15 protein-coding genes, 4 tRNA genes and 1 rRNA gene are annotated in these 20,691 nt (G+C 50.3%); 1 reads left to right on the top strand and 19 read right to left on the bottom strand.

Annotated features, from left to right (window positions below; all coding sequences use genetic code 11):
- Positions 1-69: 69 nt before the first annotated feature.
- The 16 genes from fusA to LZP73_RS18730 form a co-directional block, all read right to left on the bottom strand.
- Complete coding sequence (fusA, locus tag LZP73_RS18655; RefSeq protein WP_234236416.1) at positions 70-2,166, bottom strand: elongation factor G; 2,097 nt, start codon at positions 2,164-2,166, stop codon at positions 70-72.
- A gap of 75 nt (positions 2,167-2,241) precedes the next feature.
- The gene (gene rpsG, locus LZP73_RS18660) at positions 2,242-2,712 is read right to left on the bottom strand and encodes a 30S ribosomal protein S7 (protein WP_076502219.1); all 471 of its coding nucleotides are present in this window, start codon (positions 2,710-2,712) and stop codon (positions 2,242-2,244) included.
- Between the two features lie 81 nt (positions 2,713-2,793).
- Complete coding sequence (rpsL, locus tag LZP73_RS18665; protein WP_169565868.1) at positions 2,794-3,168, bottom strand: 30S ribosomal protein S12; 375 nt, start codon at positions 3,166-3,168, stop codon at positions 2,794-2,796.
- Positions 3,169-3,347: 179 nt separating this feature from the next.
- Positions 3,348-7,565, bottom strand: a complete 4,218-nt coding sequence (gene rpoC / locus LZP73_RS18670; RefSeq protein ID WP_234236417.1) for a DNA-directed RNA polymerase subunit beta' — start codon at positions 7,563-7,565, stop codon at positions 3,348-3,350.
- Positions 7,566-7,649: 84 nt separating this feature from the next.
- On the bottom strand, positions 7,650-11,681 hold the full coding sequence (rpoB, locus tag LZP73_RS18675) for a DNA-directed RNA polymerase subunit beta (protein ID WP_234236418.1): 4,032 nt from the start codon (positions 11,679-11,681) through the stop codon (positions 7,650-7,652).
- Positions 11,682-11,918: 237 nt separating this feature from the next.
- Positions 11,919-12,287: a 50S ribosomal protein L7/L12 gene (gene rplL / locus LZP73_RS18680; RefSeq protein WP_234236419.1), complete on the bottom strand. Its 369-nt coding sequence runs from the start codon at positions 12,285-12,287 to the stop codon at positions 11,919-11,921.
- Between the two features lie 54 nt (positions 12,288-12,341).
- Positions 12,342-12,842 (bottom strand): 50S ribosomal protein L10, encoded by a 501-nt coding sequence (gene rplJ, locus LZP73_RS18685; protein ID WP_234236420.1) that lies wholly within the window; start codon positions 12,840-12,842, stop codon positions 12,342-12,344.
- A 267-nt stretch (positions 12,843-13,109) separates the two neighbouring features.
- Entirely contained in the window at positions 13,110-13,811 is a 702-nt protein-coding gene (rplA, locus tag LZP73_RS18690) for a 50S ribosomal protein L1 (protein ID WP_234236421.1), read from the bottom strand.
- A gap of 4 nt (positions 13,812-13,815) precedes the next feature.
- On the bottom strand, positions 13,816-14,244 hold the full coding sequence (gene rplK / locus LZP73_RS18695) for a 50S ribosomal protein L11 (protein ID WP_234236422.1): 429 nt from the start codon (positions 14,242-14,244) through the stop codon (positions 13,816-13,818).
- A 127-nt stretch (positions 14,245-14,371) separates the two neighbouring features.
- On the bottom strand, positions 14,372-14,923 hold the full coding sequence (gene nusG, locus LZP73_RS18700) for a transcription termination/antitermination protein NusG (protein WP_234236423.1): 552 nt from the start codon (positions 14,921-14,923) through the stop codon (positions 14,372-14,374).
- Positions 14,924-14,932: 9 nt separating this feature from the next.
- On the bottom strand, positions 14,933-15,304 hold the full coding sequence (gene secE, locus LZP73_RS18705; protein WP_234236424.1) for a preprotein translocase subunit SecE: 372 nt from the start codon (positions 15,302-15,304) through the stop codon (positions 14,933-14,935).
- Between the two features lie 269 nt (positions 15,305-15,573).
- Positions 15,574-16,758 (bottom strand): elongation factor Tu, encoded by a 1,185-nt coding sequence (gene tuf, locus LZP73_RS18710; protein WP_234236415.1) that lies wholly within the window; start codon positions 16,756-16,758, stop codon positions 15,574-15,576.
- Between the two features lie 113 nt (positions 16,759-16,871).
- Positions 16,872-16,947 (bottom strand) — tRNA-Thr (locus LZP73_RS18715).
- A gap of 8 nt (positions 16,948-16,955) precedes the next feature.
- Positions 16,956-17,029, bottom strand: a tRNA-Gly gene (locus LZP73_RS18720).
- A 37-nt stretch (positions 17,030-17,066) separates the two neighbouring features.
- Positions 17,067-17,151, bottom strand: a tRNA-Tyr gene (locus LZP73_RS18725).
- Between the two features lie 7 nt (positions 17,152-17,158).
- A tRNA-Thr gene (locus tag LZP73_RS18730) sits at positions 17,159-17,234 on the bottom strand.
- Positions 17,235-17,469: 235 nt separating this feature from the next.
- On the opposite strand from LZP73_RS18730, the gene coaA reads away from it, so the two are divergent.
- Complete coding sequence (coaA, locus tag LZP73_RS18735) at positions 17,470-18,417, top strand: type I pantothenate kinase (RefSeq protein ID WP_234236425.1); 948 nt, start codon at positions 17,470-17,472, stop codon at positions 18,415-18,417.
- Positions 18,418-18,428: 11 nt separating this feature from the next.
- Here coaA and birA read toward each other — a convergent pair whose 3' ends face one another.
- The 3 genes from birA to rrf all read right to left on the bottom strand — a co-directional run.
- Positions 18,429-19,388 carry a bifunctional biotin--[acetyl-CoA-carboxylase] ligase/biotin operon repressor BirA gene (birA, locus tag LZP73_RS18740; protein ID WP_234236426.1) on the bottom strand — a complete coding sequence of 320 codons (960 nt, stop codon included), beginning with the start codon at positions 19,386-19,388 and terminating at the stop codon, positions 18,429-18,431.
- Positions 19,378-20,415, bottom strand: a complete 1,038-nt coding sequence (murB, locus tag LZP73_RS18745; RefSeq protein WP_234236427.1) for a UDP-N-acetylmuramate dehydrogenase — start codon at positions 20,413-20,415, stop codon at positions 19,378-19,380. Before murB ends, birA begins: the two co-directional genes overlap by 11 nt.
- 182 nt (positions 20,416-20,597) lie before the next feature.
- Positions 20,598-20,691: ribosomal RNA gene (rrf, locus tag LZP73_RS18750) — 5S ribosomal RNA — on the bottom strand; the annotation flags it as partial.

Here is a 20,691-nt window from a genome sequence, read left to right on the forward strand (position 1 = left end):
TATATTCCTTTCTTTTCAGAAGAGTCCGACCGAAATCGGACTATATAACATTTATGCCGTAACTGGAAATTAGCTACGAGATTCAATAATCGCTTTCGCAATGTTTTGCGGTGCATCAGAGTACTTCAAAAACTCCATGGAGTATGAAGCACGCCCCTGGGTTGCAGAACGCAAATCAGTTGCATAACCAAACATTTCAGACAGGGGTACTACCGCATGGACCAGCTTGATACCACCGATGCCATCATCCATACCTTCTATCAGACCGCGACGACGGTTTAAATCACCAACCACGTCACCCATATAGTCTTCAGGAGTAGTTACCTCTACTTTCATGCAAGGTTCGAGCAACGCAGGGTTAGCGAGTAACGCACCCTTTTTGAAGCCCATAGAACCTGCAATTTTGAACGCCATTTCATTCGAGTCCACATCATGATATGAACCATCGAACAGAGTGACCTTCACGTCCAGCACAGGGAAGCCGGCGAGCACGCCGTTTTTCATCTGTTCCTGGATACCTTTGTCAACCGCCGGGATGTATTCGCGAGGAACGACACCGCCAACGATTTCATTGACAAATTCGTAACCGGCGCCCTCTTCGCGAGGCTCCAGTTTTAACCAAACATGACCGAATTGTCCACGGCCACCGGATTGGCGAACGAACTTACCTTCAACTTCCACAGATTCACGTATGGTTTCACGGTAGGCTACCTGAGGTTTACCTACGTTACACTCGACACTAAATTCGCGACGCATACGGTCGACGATAATGTCTAAGTGTAGTTCACCCATACCGGAAATCAGTGTCTGACCCGATTCTTCGTCGGTCTCAACCCGGAAAGAAGGATCTTCTGCAGCAAGTTTCTGCAGGGCAATCCCCATCTTATCCTGATCGGCTTTCGACTTAGGCTCGACGGCAATGGTAATTACTGGCTCAGGGAACTCCATTCGCTCCAAGATCACTCGGTGATCATTGTCGCAAAGAGTGTCACCCGTAGTTACATCTTTCAGACCGATAGCGGCGGCAATATCTCCGGCACGCACTTCTTTCAGTTCGGTTCTGTCATTAGCGTGCATCTGCACGATACGACCGATACGTTCACGCTTCTGTTTAACAGAATTGTAAACCCCTGAACCTGACTCAAGTACGCCCGAATAGACGCGGATAAAGGTCAGAGTACCGACGAATGGGTCGGTTGCAATCTTAAATGCCAATGCCGCAAACGGCTCATTGTCATCTGCGTGACATTCGACTTCCTGCTCATTCTCACCGATACCCTTAATTGCGGGCACGTCGATAGGAGCGGGCAAGTATTCAATCACAGCATCGAGAACCGCCTGCACACCCTTGTTCTTGAATGCAGAACCACAGGTTGCCAGCACGATTTCGTTATTTATGGTACGTTGACGCAGCGCCTTCTTGATCTCTTCTTCCGACAGGGTACCTTCTTCAAGGTATTTATCCATCAGCTCTTCGGAGGCCTCGGCGGCAGCTTCAAGCAGATACTCATGCATCTCGGCGGCTTTATCCGCTAAATCTGCAGGAATATCTTCATAAGTGAAGGTCATTCCCTGGTCCGCTTCGGTCCAGTTGATGGCCTTCATCTTAATCAAATCGACCACACCTCTGAAGTGTTCTTCTGCCCCGATATTCAATTGAATAGGTACACAAGTCGCTCCCAGGCGGGTACGGATCTGGTTCACTACGCGTTCAAAGTCTGCACCTGCGCGGTCCATTTTGTTGACGAATACCATGCGTGGAACGTGGTATTTGTCAGCTTGGCGCCATACCGTTTCAGATTGAGGTTCAACACCGGATGAACCACAAAAAACGACTACCGCACCATCGAGCACACGCAAAGAACGTTCGACTTCAATAGTGAAGTCAACGTGACCAGGGGTATCGATGATATTGATCCTGTGTTGCGCAAACTGGGCATCCATACCATGCCAGAAGGTAGTTACCGCAGCCGAGGTGATAGTAATACCACGCTCTTGCTCCTGTACCATCCAGTCGGTAGTAGCGGCGCCGTCATGCACTTCACCGATTTTATGAGACAGACCGGTATAGAACAGAACACGTTCCGTTGTTGTGGTTTTGCCTGCGTCAACATGAGCACAGATACCGATATTACGATAACGCTCAATTGGGGTTGTACGAGCCACGATTATACCCTCTCGACTAAGACGGGAGTCTTAGCAATATCAACAATGGTGTGGGCCTAGGCCCACACCATCAAATTACCAGCGGTAATGAGCAAAGGCTTTGTTAGCTTCAGCCATGCGATGCACGTCTTCACGCTTCTTAACAGCAGTACCTTTGTTTTCAGACGCATCCAGCATTTCACCTGCCAGACGTAAAGCCATAGATTTTTCACCACGCTTACGAGCAGCTTCAACCAACCAGCGCATCGCCAGTGCGTTACGACGCACAGGACGAACTTCACATGGTACCTGGTACGTAGAACCACCAACACGACGAGATTTAACCTCGACTGATGGGCGAACGTTGTCCAGGGCTGCTTCAAGGATAGTCAGATGTGCTTCGCTTTTCTTTTCAGCGACAACATCTAATGCCTTGTAGATAATTTTTTCTGCAGTCGACTTTTTGCCGTCCTGCATAATGACGTTGATGAACTTAGCCAGCAACTCACTGTGAAACTTTGGATCAGGTAGGATTTTACGTTGTCCTACAACGCGACGTCTTGGCATAACAATTCTCCGTATGCTTCAGGGACTTCCAAAACTGGAATTCTCAAAATAAAACTAGCTTGGCCTTACTTAACGGATACGTTAAGACTTAGGACGCTTAGCACCGTACTTAGAACGACCTTGGCGACGTGTAGTCACGCCGGCACAGTCCAGTGCGCCACGAACAGTGTGATAACGCACACCTGGTAAGTCTTTAACACGACCACCACGGATGAGGATTACACTGTGTTCCTGCAGGTTGTGACCTTCACCGCCGATGTACGAAGTTACTTCGAAACCGTTGGTCAGGCGCACACGAGCTACTTTACGTAGTGCAGAGTTAGGTTTTTTAGGGGTAGTTGTGTACACACGTGTACAAACACCACGCTTTTGCGGGCACGCATTCAACGCTGGCACATTAGTCTTTTCGACTTTTGGCGAGCGTGGCTTACGTACCAACTGGTTTACAGTTGCCATGTATAGCTCCGAGTCAGTTGAATCAAACTCAACGATAAGGTGTGAAAAATCTATATCCCACAAGGGTGGGACGCGGAATTTTAGAAAGGTAAAGGCCGACTGTCAAGAAATAGCCAACTTTTGCCGCGTTTTACAATAAAAAAGGCGCCATGGGCGCCTTTTTATAACAAACTTATGACTTATTCCTGGCTTCCCGCGAGGTTTAAGAGATCGGCCAGATTCTGTTCGGCTTCGCTGGCAGTAATCTTAGGTGCCTCCGCAGGCTCTGCGGCTTGGGCGCGCGCTTCGTTGCGGGTCTTGTGATAAGCGTAACCTGTACCGGCTGGGATCAGACGGCCAACGATGACGTTCTCTTTCAGACCACGCAGCTGATCGCTCTTACCACCTACGGCGGCTTCGGTCAGTACGCGTGTGGTTTCCTGGAACGAGGCGGCTGAGATGAAGGACTCTGTCGCCAGAGATGCCTTGGTAATACCCAGCAGTTCACGTTCGAAGGTCGCAGGCGTCTTGCCGGCGGCAACCAACTCACGGTTTGCGATCTTGACGCGCGACACTTCGACTTGCTCACCTTCAAGGAACTCGGTGTCACCACCAGAGGTGATCAGGCACTTACGCAGCATCTGACGGATGATCACTTCGATATGCTTATCGTTGATCTTCACGCCCTGCAGACGGTATACGTCCTGTACTTCATTCACTATGTAGTTAGCTACGTTATGAATGCCGCGCAGACGCAGGATGTCATGTGCCGCTTCCGGACCGTCGGCAATAACTTCACCACGTTCGACTTTTTCACCTTCGAACACGTTCAGGTTACGCCACTTAGGGATCATCTCTTCGTAGTGTTCACCGCCTTCGGCAGGGGTGATCACCAGACGACGCTTGCCCTTGGTCTCTTTACCAAAGGAGATGGTACCCGAGATCTCGGCCAGAATAGCAGGCTCTTTCGGCTTACGCGCTTCGAACAAGTCGGCTACCCGTGGCAGACCACCCGTGATGTCGCGTGTCTTGGACGATTCCTGTGGAATACGAGCCAAGGCGTCACCCACGTTAATGGCCGCATTATCTTCCAAGTTAACGATAGCGTTACCAGGCAGGAAGTACTGTGCAGTCACGTCGGTACCAGGGATCATCAGGTCAGACCCATCGGTGCCAACCAGACGTATCATTGGGCGCATTTCTTTACCCGCCGAACCACGCTGACCTACATCGAGGATCACGATAGATGACAGACCCGTCAGTTCGTCTGTTTGACGTGTCATGGTGACACCGTCAATCATGTCAACGAACTTGATACTACCCGCCACTTCAGAAATGATCGGGTGGGTATGGGGATCCCAGTTAGCTATGATATCACCGGCTTCGAGCCCTGTGTCTTCCAGCTTCTCGAGCACAGTACCGTAAGGCACCTTATAACGCTCTTTCTCACGACCCAGCTCATCTATGATGGCCAGCTCGGAAGAACGAGAAACGATAACCAGCTTACCGTCGCTGTTGGTAACATGCTTGGCGTTATGCAGCTTCAAGGTACCGGCGTTTTTCACCTGAACGTTGTTTTCTGCAGAGGCTCTCGATGCCGCACCACCGATGTGGAAGGTACGCATCGTCAGCTGTGTTCCTGGCTCACCGATTGACTGAGCAGCAACAACACCTATGGCTTCGCCGTGGTTGATGATGTGGCCACGGGCCAAGTCACGACCGTAACAGGCGGCACAGACACCGAAATCGGTATCACAGCTGATCACCGAACGTACTATGACTTCGTCGATCGAGTGCTCTTCCAACTTGTCACACCAGGCTTCATCGAGCAGGGTATTGCGCGGTGCCAGAATTTCTTCACTACCTGGGTAGTAAACATCCAGGGCAACCACACGACCCAGTACACGCTCGCGCAGCGGCTCAACAACATCACCACCTTCGATCAGCGGTTTCATTGTCAGACCTTCGAAGGTGCCACAATCGTCTTCGATAACGACCAAATCTTGTGCCACGTCAACCAGACGACGTGTCAGGTAACCCGAGTTCGCTGTCTTCAATGCGGTATCGGCCAGACCTTTACGCGCACCGTGGGTTGAGATGAAGTACTGAAGTACGTTCAGACCTTCACGGAAGTTGGCCACGATGGGGGTTTCAATGATGGAACCATCTGGTTTCGCCATCAGACCACGCATACCTGCCAACTGACGTATCTGGGCGGCACTACCACGAGCGCCCGAGTCGGCCATCATGTAGATGCTGTTAAACGAGGCTTGCTTCTCTTCGACACCATCACGGTTAATCACTGTCTCGGTCGACAGGTTTTCCATCATGGCCTTAGAGACTTTCTCGTTGGCACTGGCCCAGATATCGATGACCTTGTTGTAACGCTCACCTGCGGTAACCAAGCCAGATTGGAACTGTTCCTGGATTTCCAGTACTTCAGCTTCGGCATCGGCAACCAAGGTGTACTTCTCATCCGGGATCACCATGTCGTCAATACCGACAGAGGCACCTGAGATAGTCGCGAAACGGAAACCTGTGTACATCAGTTGGTCAGCGAAGATAACGGTATCTTTCAGACCCAATTGACGATAGCAGGTGTTCAACAGCTTGGAGATCTGCTTCTTGCCCATGTTCTGGTTAACCAGATCGTAGGACAAACCTGCCGGCAGAATTTGCGACAGCAGTGCACGGCCGACAGTGGTATCTACGATACGACGGGCTTCGCTGCGATCACCATTGTCTGCAATGATGGTTTCGGTAATACGTACCTTAACGCGGGCATGCAGTTCGGCGGCGCCGGTTGCATAGGCTTTCTCGACTTCGGCAACAGACATGAATGACATGCCTTCACCGCGGCCGTTGATGCGCTCACGACTGGTGTAGTACAGACCCAATACCACGTCTTGAGACGGGGTGATGACTGGCTCGCCGTTGGCGGGTGACAGGATGTTGTTGGTAGACATCATCAGGGCACGGGCTTCGAGCTGGGCTTCCAGGGTCAAAGGTACGTGTACCGCCATTTGGTCGCCGTCGAAGTCGGCGTTGTAGGCCGCACACACCAGTGGGTGTAACTGGATCGCTTTACCTTCGATCAGGACCGGCTCGAACGCCTGGATACCGAGTCTATGCAGTGTTGGTGCACGGTTGAGCATGACAGGATGTTCGCGGATCACTTCATCCAGTACGTCCCATACTTCCGCCACTTCACGCTCGACCATCTTCTTGGCGGCCTTGATGGTAGTGGCTAAACCACGACCTTCCAGCTTGCCATAGATGAAGGGCTTGAACAGCTCGAGTGCCATCTTCTTAGGCAGACCACATTGATGCAGACGCAGTGTCGGACCTACGGTAATCACCGAACGGCCAGAGTAGTCAACACGCTTACCGAGCAAGTTCTGACGGAAACGACCTTGCTTACCTTTGATCATATCGGCCAAAGATTTCAGCGGACGCTTGTTGGAGCCTGTGATGGCACGACCGCGACGACCGTTGTCCAGCAGGGCATCGACCGACTCTTGCAGCATACGCTTTTCGTTGCGTACGATAATGTCAGGTGCAGCCAAATCCAGCAGGCGCTTCAAACGGTTGTTACGGTTGATCACGCGGCGATACAGATCGTTCAGATCTGAGGTCGCGAAACGGCCACCGTCCAGCGGTACCAGCGGACGCAAGTCAGGTGGCAACACGGGCAGCACTTTGAGGATCATCCACTCCGGCTTGTTGCCGGAAGTATAGAAGGCTTCCATCAGCTTGAGACGCTTGGTCACTTTCTTGCGACGTGTCTCTGAGTTGATCGATGGCAGCTCTTCACGCATCTGTTCGATTTCTTTTTCGAGATCTATGGCGCGCAGCAATTCGAGCACCGCTTCGGCACCCATCTTGGCTTCGAACTCATCACCATACTCTTCCAGCGCATCCAGATAGGTTTCTTCTGTCAGCATCTGGCCGCGTTCCAGGCTGGTCATGCCAGCTTCGATCACGACAAAAGATTCGAAATAGAGTACGCGTTCTATGTCACGCAGCGTCATATCCAGCATCAAACCGATACGGGACGGCAGTGATTTCAAGAACCAGATGTGGGCAACTGGGCTCGCCAGTTCGATATGACCCATACGCTCACGGCGCACCTTGGTCTGGGTGACTTCGACGCCACACTTCTCACAGATCACACCGCGGTGCTTCAGACGCTTGTACTTACCGCACAAACATTCGTAATCTTTGACCGGGCCAAAGATACGCGCACAGAACAGACCTTCGCGCTCGGGCTTGAAGGTACGGTAGTTGATGGTTTCTGGCTTCTTAACTTCACCAAATGACCAAGAACGAATGAGATCAGGTGACGCCAGGCCAATCTTGATACCATTGAATTCTTCAGTCTTGCTTTGCTGTTTCAGAAACTTTAATAAGTCTTTCACGTTTCTCTCCTGAAGGAGTTGAACCTGGTGCCCCGCTCTCGCGGAGCACCAATTCGTTAACCACACATTGCCATAAGGCTAAGCTTATTCTTGATCCAACTCGATATTAATACCGAGTGAACGGATCTCCTTCAGCAATACGTTGAAGGACTCTGGCATGCCTGGTTGCATCTGATGGTTACCGTCGACGATGTTCTTATACATCTGAGTACGACCGTTAACGTCATCCGACTTCACAGTGAGCATTTCTTGAAGCGTATAAGCGGCACCATAAGCTTCCAGTGCCCACACTTCCATCTCACCGAAACGCTGACCACCGAACTGAGCTTTACCGCCCAGAGGCTGCTGAGTAACCAAGCTGTACGAACCGGTGGAACGGGCGTGCATCTTGTCATCAACCAAGTGGTTCAGTTTGAGCATGTACATGTAACCAACAGTTACCTGACGCTCAAATTCGTTACCGGTACGACCATCAAACAGCTTCAACTGGCCAGAAACTGGCAAGCCTGCAAGTTCAAGCATCTGCTTGATCTCTTTCTCTTTGGCACCATCGAAAGCCGGAGTCGCAATAGGCAGACCGCTCTTCAGATGGGTGGCAAGACGAACGACTTCATCATCCGTGAATGAATCGATATCGACGCGCTGTTGCACTTCGTCACCTAATTCATACACTTGCTTGATGTAACCACGCAGTTCGGCCAGTTCACGTTGCTCTTCCAGCATGGCGGTAATCCTGTTACCTATGCCTTTGGCCGCAGCGCCCATATGGACTTCGAGAACCTGACCTATGTTCATACGTGATGGTACGCCGAGTGGGTTCAAGACGATATCCACTGGGTTACCCTGCTCGTCGTATGGCATGTCTTCGATTGGGCAAATCTTAGAGATAACACCCTTGTTACCGTGACGACCCGCCATCTTGTCACCAGGTTGGATGGTACGCTTAACCGCCAGGTAAACCTTAACGATCTTGAGTACGCCCGGCGCCAAGTCATCACCCTGGGTGATCTTGCGGCGTTTGATCTCGAACTTCTTATCGAAGTCGGCTTTCAGCTCTTCGTGCTGTTCGGCCAACTGCTCGAGTTCAGTCTGTTTGGCTTCGTCGTCGATAACCTGAACCAGTACGTCTTTACGTGGCAGATCAGCAATTTGTGCTTCACTGTAGCCAGCGCTCAGCAACAGGTTACGGGCACGTCCCAAGACACCTTCTTCAAGGATCTTGAACTCTTCGCCTAAGTCTTTACGAGCTTGGGCTATGTGCATCTCTTCGATTTCAACGGCACGCTTGTCTTTCTCAACGCCGTCACGGGTAAATACCTGGACGTCGATGATGGTACCTTTAACAGAGTTAGGTACCCGCAGCGAGCTGTCTTTAACGTCTGATGCTTTTTCACCGAAGATGGCACGCAACAACTTCTCTTCCGGTGTCAGCTGGGTTTCACCCTTAGGTGTTACCTTACCGACCAGAATGTCGCCGCCTTTGACTTCGGCACCTATGTAAACGATACCTGACTCGTCGAGTTTCGACAGCGCAGACTCACCTACGTTGGGAATGTCGGCGGTGATTTCTTCGCTACCCAACTTGGTATCACGAGCGATACAAGACAGCTCCTGAATGTGGATAGTAGTGAATCTGTCTTCCTGAGCGACACGCTCGGAAATCAAGATCGAATCTTCGAAGTTGTAACCGTTCCAAGGCATGAACGCGATACGCATGTTCTGCCCAAGGGCCAAGTCACCCAAGTCGGTTGAAGGACCGTCGGCCAACACGTCACCGCGTACCACAGGATCACCAACGGAACAGCAAGGACGTTGGTTGATACAGGTGTTTTGGTTCGAACGTGTGTACTTGGTCAGGTTGTAAATGTCGATACCGGCTTCGCCTGGACGCAGCTCATCTTCATTGACTTTAACCACGATACGGCTGGCATCGACATAATCGACAAAACCACCACGTTTGGCAGCCACAACCACACCGGAATCCACAGCCAGAGTACGCTCAATACCTGTACCTACCAGCGGCTTCTCAGAGCGCAATGTCGGTACGGCCTGACGTTGCATGTTCGCACCCATCAAGGCGCGGTTAGCATCGTCGTGCTCGAGGAAGGGGATCAGTGACGCAGCAACAGAAATGATCTGTTGTGGCGAAACGTCCATGTATTGAATGTCGGCGGCGCGCATAAAGGTAGATTCACCCTTATGACGACAGGCGATCTGTTCTTCAACCATGCGACCATTGGCATCGACTTCGATGTTCGCCTGGGCGATCACATAACGACCTTCTTCGATCGCCGACAGATATTCAACCTCGTCGGTGATGACGCCATCCACTACCTTGCGGTAAGGGGTTTCCAGGAAGCCGTATGAGTTGGTACGGGCAAAGCTTGCCAGCGAGTTGATCAGACCAATGTTTGGACCTTCAGGAGTCTCGATTGGACACAGACGACCATAGTGAGTCGGGTGTACGTCGCGGACTTCGAAGCCGGCGCGCTCACGGGTCAAACCACCTGGGCCAAGCGCAGAAATACGACGCTTGTGGGTCACTTCCGACAGCGGGTTGTTCTGATCCATAAACTGTGACAGCTGAGAAGAACCGAAGAACTCTTTCACTGCCGCAGAAATTGGCTTGGCGTTGATCAGGTCTTGTGGCATCAGCTCGTTCAGATCGCCCAAAGACAGACGCTCGCGCACGGCGCGTTCAACACGCACCAGACCGACGCGGAATTGGTTCTCGGCCATTTCACCGACGCTACGAATACGACGGTTGCCCAAGTGATCTATGTCATCGACTTCGTCGAAACCATTACGGATATGAATGATGTTCTTCATTACCGCAACTATGTCTTCTTTAGACAACACGCCTGTACCGACTTCATCATCTATGCTCAGACGACGATTGAACTTCATACGACCCACTTTAGACAGGTCATAACGCTCTTCGCTGAAGAACAAGTTCTGGAACAGGGCTTCGGCCGCATCTTTGGTTGGTGGCTCGCCAGGACGCATCATGCGATAGATTTCAACCAGCGCTTCCAAGCGGTTGGTGGTTGAATCTATGCGCAGGGTGTCAGAGATATAGGCACCGTGATCCAGCTCGTTGATGTACAGAGTGCCGATTTCTTTAATGCCGGCCAGTGACAGTTTAGCCAGGTCTTCCAGGCTGATTTCACTGTTGGCAGAAACCAGAACTTCACCGGTATCCGGGTCTATGTAATCCTGAGCCGCATATTTACCAACGATATACTCAACCGGAACTTCCAGTTCAGTGGTGTTGGTTTTTTCCAGCTGACGGATATGACGTGCAGTGATACGACGACCGGCTTCAACCAGCAGAGTACCTTCGGCATCCTTGATGTCATAGCTGGCGGTTTCGCCACGCAGACGATCAGGCGTCAGCGCCATCACCAGGGTATCTTTCTTGATCTTGAATTCAACGCGTTCGAAGAACAGATCCAGAATTTCTTGAGTCGAATACTCTAACGCACGCAGTATGATGGTCGCAGGCAACTTACGGCGACGGTCGATACGTACGAATAAGGCATCTTTCGGGTCGAATTCGAAATCCAACCATGAACCACGGTAAGGAATGATACGTGCGTTATACAGCACCTTACCTGAAGAGTGGGTCTTACCACGGTCGTGATCGAAGAATACACCGGGAGAACGGTGTAACTGGGACACGATAACACGCTCGGTACCATTGATAACGAAGGTACCGTTGTCAGTCATCAGAGGGATATCCCCCATATAGACTTCTTGTTCTTTAATGTCTTTAACTGTGCCAGCTGCAGCTTCACGGTCAAAGAGCACCATGCGTAATTTTACGCGCAATGGTGCCGAATAAGTAACACCACGAATTTGGCACTCTTTCACATCAAATACTGGCTCGCCTAGTTTGTAGCTGACATATTGCAGCTCAGAGTAACCAGAAAAGCTCTTGATGGGAAAAACGCTACGGAAAGCGGCCTCTAGGCCACGCTCACCGGTAGGATCTTGATCGGTGAACTTCTTAAAAGAGTCTAACTGAATAGACAATAGATAAGGAATGTCCAATACCTTTGGACGCTTACCAAAGTCTTTGCGAATACGCTTCTTTTCAGAATAGGAGTAAACCATGGGTTTCCTCTGCTTACGAGATGTGACCAAGACTGAACCAACATTGAATGTTAACTCAGCACGTTTGCCCATCACCGTTGATGGCAAGAACCTAACCAGTAATCTCTGCTAGGGACTGCTAAATCTGGCGACAAACGGTGAAAAAAAATCGCCTGCGCATATAGCGCAAAAAAGGCCGACGGTTAAAAAACCGCCAGCCTTCACTCAATTGCTTGAGTGAGCAAGCTAAAATATAGCTTACTTGATTTCTACAGTAGCACCAGCTTCTGTCAGATCTTTAGCAACTGCTTCGGCTTCTTCTTTAGAAACGCCTTCTTTAACAGCTACTGGAGCAGCTTCAGCCATAGCTTTAGCTTCTTTCAGGCCTAAACCAGTTGCACCGCGAACGGCTTTAATTACTGCAACTTTGTTGTCGCCGTGAGAAGTCATAACTACGTCGAATTCTGTTTTCTCTTCAACAGCAGCAGCGCCTTCGCCACCACCAGAAACAACAGCAGCAGCGGCAGAAACGCCGAACTTCTCTTCCATTGCTTCGATCAGTTCAACAACTTCCATTACAGACATAGCTGCAAAGGCTTCTAAGATTTGGTCTTTAGTGATAGACATAACAAATGTTTCCTATTGTTCTGAATTCAATTTTATTAAGCAGCCAGCTTGAAATTAAGCGGCTTCTTGTTTTTGATCGCGCAGGGCGGCCAGTGTACGAACGAACTTGCCAGCAGATGCTTCTTTCATAGTCATCATCAACTGTGCCAGTGCTTCTTCGTATGTTGGCAGTTTCGCCAAACGATCAATTTCAGCTGCAGGGATGAAATTCCCTTCAAAGGCTGCGCCTTTAACTTCGAACTCGGCTTGCTCTTTAGCAAAGTCTTTTAACAGACGTGCTGCAGCACCTGGGTGCTCTTGAGAGAAAGCAATCAAAGTTGGGCCAGTGAACGTTTCTGCTAGGCACTCAAAAGCTGTACCTTCAACAGCACGACGAGCCAGTGTGTTACGTACTACACGTACATAAACACCATTCTCGCGCGCTTTTTTACGCAGACCGGTCATAGCACCTACAGTCACACCGCGTGAATCAGCGGCAACTGCAGATAGCGCACCTTTGGCAGCTTCGTTGACTTCAGCAACAATCGCTTTTTTGTCTTCGAGTCTTAATGCCATTGGCTTTACTCCTGGATTCTACCTAGGGTATTCCCTAGTATTTACCATACTAAATACGTATGTATTTAGTGACTTACGGTGCAGATTATCCAGTAAAAAAATTTAGCTGGGGCCTGACACCGTCTACGCAGGGAATTAAGTAAACCGTTAGGAAAACACCTGCGGTCTTGGACGGAAGCCTGTCTTTCATCACACTACTGTGCTCTAAAAGCAGGCTTCAACCCACAAAGTGCGCGCATTATAGACTAATACGCGTGCCTTGTAAAATTAGTTAGCTGCATCCAGAGTAGCCTGGTCGACAGCAACACCTGCACCCATAGTGGTAGAGATGCTGACTTTCTTAACGTAAACGCCTTTAGCAACTGCAGGCTTGGCCTTTTTCAGTGCTGACACCAACGCTTCCAGGTTTTCTTTCAGCTGAACTGGTGTGAAATCCACTTTACCGATAGTAGTGTGGATAATACCGTTCTTGTCGTTGCGGTAACGAACTTGACCAGCCTTGGCATTCTTAACTGCTTCTGCAACGTTTGGCGTCACAGTACCAGTTTTAGGGTTAGGCATTAAACCACGAGGGCCCAAGATTTGACCTAACATACCAACAACGCGCATTGCATCTGGAGATGCGATAACTACGTCGAAGTTCATTTCACCGGCTTTAACTTGCTCAGCCAGATCTTCCATACCTACCAGCTCAGCGCCTGCAGCTTTAGCAGCTTCAGCGTTGGCACCTTGGGTAAAGACGGCAACGCGTACGTCACGACCTGTACCGTGTGGCAGCACAGTCGCGCCACGAACGTTTTGGTCTGATTTACGTGGGTCGATGCCCAGGTTTACCGCGACGTCAACACTTTCAACGAACTTGGCAGTAGCCAGCTCTTTCAACAAAGCAACGGCTTCGTTGATGTCATAGCTCTTAGTACCGTCAACTTTTTCGCGGATTACGCGCATGCGTTTAGTTAGCTTTGCCATTATATTAATCCTCTACAACCAAACCCATTGAACGCGCAGTACCTTCGATTGAGCGAGTCATCGCTTCAATGTCAGCACCAGTCATATCGGCCGCTTTCAGTTCAGCAATTTCCTGAACCTTGCTACGAGCGATAGTGCCTACTTTCTGAGTGTTAGGACGTGAAGAACCTGATTTCAGGCCTGCAGCAGTCTTCAGTAAGTAAGAAGCCGGTGGCGTCTTGGTTTCGAAAGTGAATGAACGGTCACTGTAAACAGTGATCACGACTGGAATAGGCATGCCTTTTTCCATTTTTTCTGTGCGGGCGTTAAACGCTTTACAGAATTCCATGATGTTCACACCTTTCTGACCCAGAGCTGGACCAACTGGTGGTGAAGGGTTCGCAGAACCGGATTTTACTTGCAGCTTAATATAAGCATCAATCTTCTTTGCCATCTGACATTTCCTCAGTTTGGGTTCAAACGCGTATCAACGACATGCCGATATGCTCCCCCGAAAACAACGGGTGCGGATTATATAAAAATCCGCACCCGTTGCCAAACGGATTTTGTAGTTTATTTAATCAGCCCTTTTCGACCTGACTAAAGTCCAGCTCAACCGGCGTGGAGCGACCGAAGATCATCACAGAGACCTTCACGCGGCTCTTGTCATAATCCACTTCTTCAACTGTACCGTTAAAGTCGGCGAACGGACCATCACACACACGTACCACTTCACCCGGCTCGAACATGGTTCTGTGAGTCGGTGACTCGGTAGTTTCTTGCAGACGACGCAAAATAGCATCGGCTTCTTTGTCTGAAATCGGCGCAGGACGATCCGAAGTGCCACCGATAAAGCCCATCACGCGAGGGATGCTCTTTACCAAGTGCCAGCTGTCGTCGTTCATTTCCATCTGGACTAGCACATAGCCAGGAAAGAATTTACGCTCACTCTTACGACGTTGACCGGCACGCATTTCAACCACTTCTTCGGTCGGAACCAAGATCTCACCGAAGTGTTCTTCCATACCGTGCATCTTGATATGTTCGATCAGGGACTTACATACCCGGCCTTCATAGCCAGAGAATGCTTGAACCACATACCATCTTTTTTTCGCTTCTTTAGCTTCAGTCATTCGAGGTGCCTATACGCCAGTAATAAAATTGACAATTCGCACTAACACAGCATCCATACCCCAAAGGATCAAGGCCAGAATACCGGTTGCGGCAAGGACAATAAAAGTGGTGTTAAGCGCTTCTTGGCGGGTTGGCCATACAACTTTACGCACTTCAATGTGTGACTCACGGGCGAAAGCCAACGCCTTCTTACCCTTTTCAGTCTGCAGAGCAATAAATCCAGCGATAGCGAATGCAACAATAACGCCAACAGCACGTACCAAAACGCTAGCTTCGCTATAAAGTTGATTGCCAATAACAGCAGCGGCCAGCAGTATGATCGCTATGCCCCACTTCACCATATCCAGAGAACTACCCTGGTTTTCAGTATTTGTTGTCATCGGTTGATTCCGTTACTCAATACGACCTGAGCTTAGAGCTTGGTGTCATTCCAGTATAAGATACCGGAAAGACTATTTCTCCAAACCTGCATTTCCGAACTCACCCTCGAAACGCATAAGCCCAGGGTCAAAAATCGGCCATAGATTGTATTCTGATTCAGCTTTGTAAGCAAGAACACCCGTGGATTCGGGCCGAGATCCACGATAAAAATCCGCCTCAAACAAAAAAGGAAGCCGAAGCTTCCTTTTTCAATCACTCAATCTGACGATTAAGCTACGATGCTTGCTACTACACCAGCACCAACTGTACGGCCACCTTCACGGATTGCGAAGCGTAAACCTTCGTCCATCGCGATTGGACAGATCAGGGTAACAACCATCTTGATGTTGTCGCCTGGCATTACCATCTCTACGCCTTCTGGCAGTTCGATAGTACCTGTTACGTCAGTTGTACGGAAGTAGAACTGTGGACGGTAGCCTTTGAAGAATGGCGTGTGACGGCCACCTTCTTCTTTTGACAGAACGTAAACTTCTGATTCAAAAGTGGTGTGTGGGTTGATTGAACCTGGCTTGGCCAGTACTTGACCACGTTCTACGTCATCACGCTTAGTACCACGCAACAGAACACCACAGTTCTCACCGGCACGACCTTCGTCAAGCAGCTTACGGAACATTTCTACACCGGTACAAGTTGTCTTGGTGGTATCACGGATACCAACGATTTCAACTTCGTCACCTACTTTAACGATACCGCGCTCAACACGACCGGTAACTACTGTACCACGGCCTGAAATTGAGAATACGTCTTCGATTGGCAGCAGGAATGGCTTATCGATGTCACGCTCTGGCTCTGGGATATAAGTATCCAGGGCTTCTGCCAGTTCGATGATCTTAGCTTCCCACTCTGGCTCGCCTTCCAGCGCTTTCAGAGCAGAACCTTGGATGACTGGTAAGTCATCACCTGGGAAGTCGTATTCAGACAGAAGTTCACGAACTTCCATTTCAACCAGTTCCAGCAGCTCTTCGTCATCAACCATGTCACACTTGTTCATGAACACGATGATGAAAGGTACGCCAACCTGACGAGAAAGCAGGATGTGCTCACGAGTCTGTGGCATTGGGCCGTCTGTAGAAGCAACAACCAGGATTGCGCCGTCCATCTGGGCAGCACCGGTGATCATGTTTTTAACATAGTCAGCATGGCCTGGGCAGTCTACGTGGGCGTAGTGACGAGTAGGTGTATCATATTCGATGTGAGAGGTATTGATGGTAATACCGCGCTCACGCTCTTCTGGAGCGTTATCGATTTGAGCAAAGTTTTTCACTTCGCCACCATAAGTCTTAGCCAGAACTGCAGAGATAGCAGCAGTCAGAGTGGTTTTACCATGGTCAACGTGACCGATGGTGCCCACGTTTACGTGGGGTTTGTTACGTTCAAATTTAGCTTTTGCCATGGTAGTGCCTCAATCCAAGAGTCTTGGTGATGAAAACCTGCATATAGAAAAAATCCGATGCATAAAATGTCATCGAACCGATTAAATTAGGCGTAGGTGCTTTTAAGAAAGGCTGGTGCTGATAGGCAGATTCGAACTGCCGACCTCACCCTTACCAAGGGTGTGCTCTACCAACTGAGCCATATCAGCAACAAATTTGGAGCGGGCAGCGGGAATCGAACCCGCGTTATCAGCTTGGAAGGCTGGAGTAATACCATTATACGATGCCCGCGCAACCTAACTAAGGCTACCTAACTACCTAGAAAAAATGGTGGAGGGAGAAGGATTCGAACCTTCGAAGGCTGAGCCGTCAGATTTACAGTCTGATCCCTTTGGCCACTCGGGAACCCCTCCAGAAAAATGGTGCCGGCACCAAGAGTCGAACTCGGGACCTACTGATTACAAGTCAGTTGCTCTACCAACTGAGCTATGCCGGCGCATCATTTCGGAACGGGATATTAGGTAAATGTGACCATGAGTGCAAGCGAAAAACTATAAATTAGCTAAAAAAAGTCTCAAACGGTGATTTTTTATCCTCAAAGACCCTGAGCCAGAGCCAAACCCCGTGCCAAAACGCAATCGCCGGCTTTTAAGCAACTGTCTAAACTGTATTTACTATTGTTCACGATAATTTCATAGTGTACTGTGCCTTCCCCAAGGTGAGGAAAGCCAATGACATCTTATAACTCAATCCAGAAAGCCCTCTACTTAGCCTTTCAACGCCAGGAATGGGCACAGTTGAGGGAGGCGGTGCCTTTGACTTTGAGTGAAGCCGATCTGGCGAACCTCAGGGGGATCAACGAGAAAATCTCGCTGGCGGAAGTCACGGATATTTACCTGCCGCTTAGCAGGTTGCTGAACCTGATCGTAGGCACCAAGCAGCAGCGCGGCTTAGTGCTGGATGAGTTTCTGGGTCAGAAGCCTTCAAACAGCCCCTATATCATCAGCATCGCCGGCAGTGTTGCCGTCGGCAAGAGCACCACGGCCCGTATCCTTCAAGCCCTGCTCAGTCATTGGCCTGAGCATCCCAAGGTTGATCTGGTCACCACAGATGGATTTCTGTACCCATTAGCAGATCTCAAGCGTAAAGGCTTGCTGCAGCGCAAAGGGTTTCCCGAAAGCTATGATATGAAGTTACTGGTGGAATTTATCTCGGCGGTGAAAGCGGGGAAATCTCGGGTAGCGGCACCGCTCTACTCCCATGTGACCTATGACAGACTCGAAGAGCAGCAGCTGGTCTGTCAGCCCGACATACTCATTCTCGAAGGCTTGAATGTATTGCAGACAGGACTGGATGCGCCCGTCGATATCCGCAGCCCCTTCGTGTCTGACTTTGTCGATTTCTCCATCTATGTCGATGCCGATGAGCCTCTGCTGAAGCAATGGTATATCGACAGGTTCCTGCAATTCAGGCAAGGGACGTTCAGCGATAAGTCCTCATATTTTCACCATTATGCGACACTGACGGACGAGGAAGCCAAGCAGATAGCCGCCAATATCTGGGATACCATCAATGGGCCTAACTTGCAATTGAACATCCAGCCCACGCGAGAGCGGGCCCACCTGATCCTGCAAAAAGGCCAGGACCATCTGATGGATCAGGTGCTATTGCGCAAATAGGCGCATGGGCTTCAATTTGGCCTTAGGCTAATTTCCCCGCCGACATAAGCTTGCAGCCCGGTATCTGTTTCCAGCAACAATGACCCTTGCTCATCGATACCGCGGCAAATGCCTTGGATCTCATTGCTTCCCATCAATAACCTCACCGGCCGGCCGTCGAACAGATCGACCGCCTGCCAGCGAGACATGAAGGCCGGCAAGCCTTCGCGCTCGAACAACTGCAAATCACGTTTCAGCTGTTGTTGTAATTTGATCGCCAGCTCAGTCTTATCCGGCATCGATGCTAAATGGGACAGATCGTTCCAGGGTTGCTCTATGGCCAGCGCTTGGTTATCCGACATCGCCATATTCAGGCCTATGCCGATGATCAGCTGACATTCGCTGTCGGCCTGGCCGCTCATCTCTATCAATACCCCGGCCAGTTTCTTATGTTCCAGGTAGATATCGTTGGGCCATTTGACCCCCAGTTCCGGTACTCCAAGCTCTTGCAGCACCTTCACCAAGGAACAGGCCACTACCAGGCTCAGACCCATGGCCTGTGCCATCCCCTGGGAGAAGCCCCAAAACAGCGAGCAATAGAGGTGATTGCCATAGGGTGATACCCAAGTTCGGCCACGGCGACCACGTCCCGCCGACTGATATTCGGCGATACAAATATCACCACTTTTCAATTCCTTGGCATGACTCAGGAGAAAGGCATTGGTACTGCTGGTTTCATCGAAATAGAAACAGCGATTGTCTATGGCCTGTAACAGTCGAGGCTCATCGATCAGAAACACAGGGGTAGCCAACTTATAACCCTTGCCCTTGACGCTATAGATCTCGACGCCATAGGTCTCCAGCGTATCTATGTGCTTGCTAATCGCCGCCCGGGAGATCCCCAGGGCATCGGCCAATGCCTCACCCGAAACGAAGTCACCTGCATTGAGCAGGCTCAAGATGGCTCTCTTTCTATTCCAGTTATCCGACATGAGTCAGCATCCTCTCACCGTGACGTCCCATAATTCTCGGTTCAGGTTCCAATAACAAACCGAACTCTGCTCGCACCCGCGCTATCACATCCAAAGCTAACTGACAGATGTCATCCCCCTTGGCGCCGCCTAAGTTAACCAGCACCAAGGCTTGCTTATCATGCACCGCCGCCGCGCCACGTCTGTAGCCCTTGAGTCCTGCGGCCTCGATCAACCAGCCGGCAGCCAGCTTTATCCGGCCATCATCCTGGGCATAGGCCACTATCCGGCAATGAGTCTGTACCAGAGCATGGTAAGTCGCGGCACTGATTATCGGATTCTTGAAAAAACTACCGACATTCCCCAGCGCTGCAGGGTCAGGCAGCTTCTCACGCCTCACCTCGCATACACGCTCAAATATCTGTTGCGGCGTGACACGCTCACAATCAAATTCCTGCAGGGGACCATAACTCAACCTAGGCTGCCAATCCTTAGACAAACGCAAGCCAACCGAGGTAATGGCGGCCTTGTCTCTCAAACGTCCCTTGAATATCGAGTCTCGATAGCCGAACTCACATTCGGCTGCCGTAAGACGCTTAATCTGCCCATCGCTGAAATCCAGGTATTCGACCCAGTCGCATATGTCACACAACTCCAGGCCATAGGCACCAATGTTCTGGATAGGCGCCGCCCCGACGGTCCCAGGGATCAAGGCTAAATTTTCCAGGCCAGCTATGCCTTGCTGCAGCGAGTAAGACACAAGTTCATGCCAGCTTTCACCCGCCTGCACCTGGAGGAAATAATGCCCCGCATCCTGAGTCACCTCTATGCCTTTGGACAACACCTGCACCACGGCACCATCGAAGTCCTCGGTGAACACCAGATTACTGCCGCCGCCCAAAATCAAGAATGGCAAGCCCCGCTCGAGTAACGATAAGCAAGTCGCGGTTAACTCGGCAGTAGAATGCACAGGATGAAGCTCGGCACAGGACTGAGCCAGTCCGAGCGTATTTAGCGAGAGCAGGGAATGAGAAGAATTTAACGGCATGGGCACAAAAAATAGTCAGAAAGCGCTATTGTAACCGCTTAACGTCAGGAATGCAGCTATTGCACGGGATGACGGGTACTAATTCAGGGGAAAGATCATGAGCATTTCAAAAGCCGTTAAACGAAAAAATCCCCAACACAGTGTGCTGAGGATTTATCGCTTCTCTTTCGAGAAAATTAGGCGCCTGGAAATGACCTACTCTCACATGGGGAGACCCCACACTACCATCGGCGCGATTGCGTTTCACTTCTGAGTTCGGGATGGGATCAGGTGGTG

The organism is Shewanella sp. AS16 (assembly GCF_021412365.1).
GTDB classification, from domain to species: domain Bacteria; phylum Pseudomonadota; class Gammaproteobacteria; order Enterobacterales; family Shewanellaceae; genus Shewanella; species Shewanella salipaludis.

What these genes read in the sequence shown, in the direction of transcription:
- secE (WP_234236424.1), bottom strand. Translation starts at nt 15,304, where the DNA reads ATGACAACAAATACTGAAAACCAGGGTAGTTCTCTGGATATGGTGAAG.
- rplK (WP_234236422.1), bottom strand. Translation starts at nt 14,244, where the DNA reads ATGGCAAAGAAGATTGATGCTTATATTAAGCTGCAAGTAAAATCCGGT.
- rplL (WP_234236419.1), bottom strand. Translation starts at nt 12,287, where the DNA reads ATGTCTATCACTAAAGACCAAATCTTAGAAGCCTTTGCAGCTATGTCT.
- rpoB (WP_234236418.1), bottom strand. Translation starts at nt 11,681, where the DNA reads ATGGTTTACTCCTATTCTGAAAAGAAGCGTATTCGCAAAGACTTTGGT.
- murB (WP_234236427.1), bottom strand. Translation starts at nt 20,415, where the DNA reads ATGCCGTTAAATTCTTCTCATTCCCTGCTCTCGCTAAATACGCTCGGA.
- rplA (WP_234236421.1), bottom strand. Translation starts at nt 13,811, where the DNA reads ATGGCAAAGCTAACTAAACGCATGCGCGTAATCCGCGAAAAAGTTGAC.
- tuf (WP_234236415.1), bottom strand. Translation starts at nt 16,758, where the DNA reads ATGGCAAAAGCTAAATTTGAACGTAACAAACCCCACGTAAACGTGGGC.
- nusG (WP_234236423.1), bottom strand. Translation starts at nt 14,923, where the DNA reads ATGACTGAAGCTAAAGAAGCGAAAAAAAGATGGTATGTGGTTCAAGCA.
- birA (WP_234236426.1), bottom strand. Translation starts at nt 19,388, where the DNA reads ATGTCGGATAACTGGAATAGAAAGAGAGCCATCTTGAGCCTGCTCAAT.
- rpsL (WP_169565868.1), bottom strand. Translation starts at nt 3,168, where the DNA reads ATGGCAACTGTAAACCAGTTGGTACGTAAGCCACGCTCGCCAAAAGTC.
- rpsG (WP_076502219.1), bottom strand. Translation starts at nt 2,712, where the DNA reads ATGCCAAGACGTCGCGTTGTAGGACAACGTAAAATCCTACCTGATCCA.
- coaA (WP_234236425.1), top strand. Translation starts at nt 17,470, where the DNA reads ATGACATCTTATAACTCAATCCAGAAAGCCCTCTACTTAGCCTTTCAA.
- rplJ (WP_234236420.1), bottom strand. Translation starts at nt 12,842, where the DNA reads ATGGCATTAAGACTCGAAGACAAAAAAGCGATTGTTGCTGAAGTCAAC.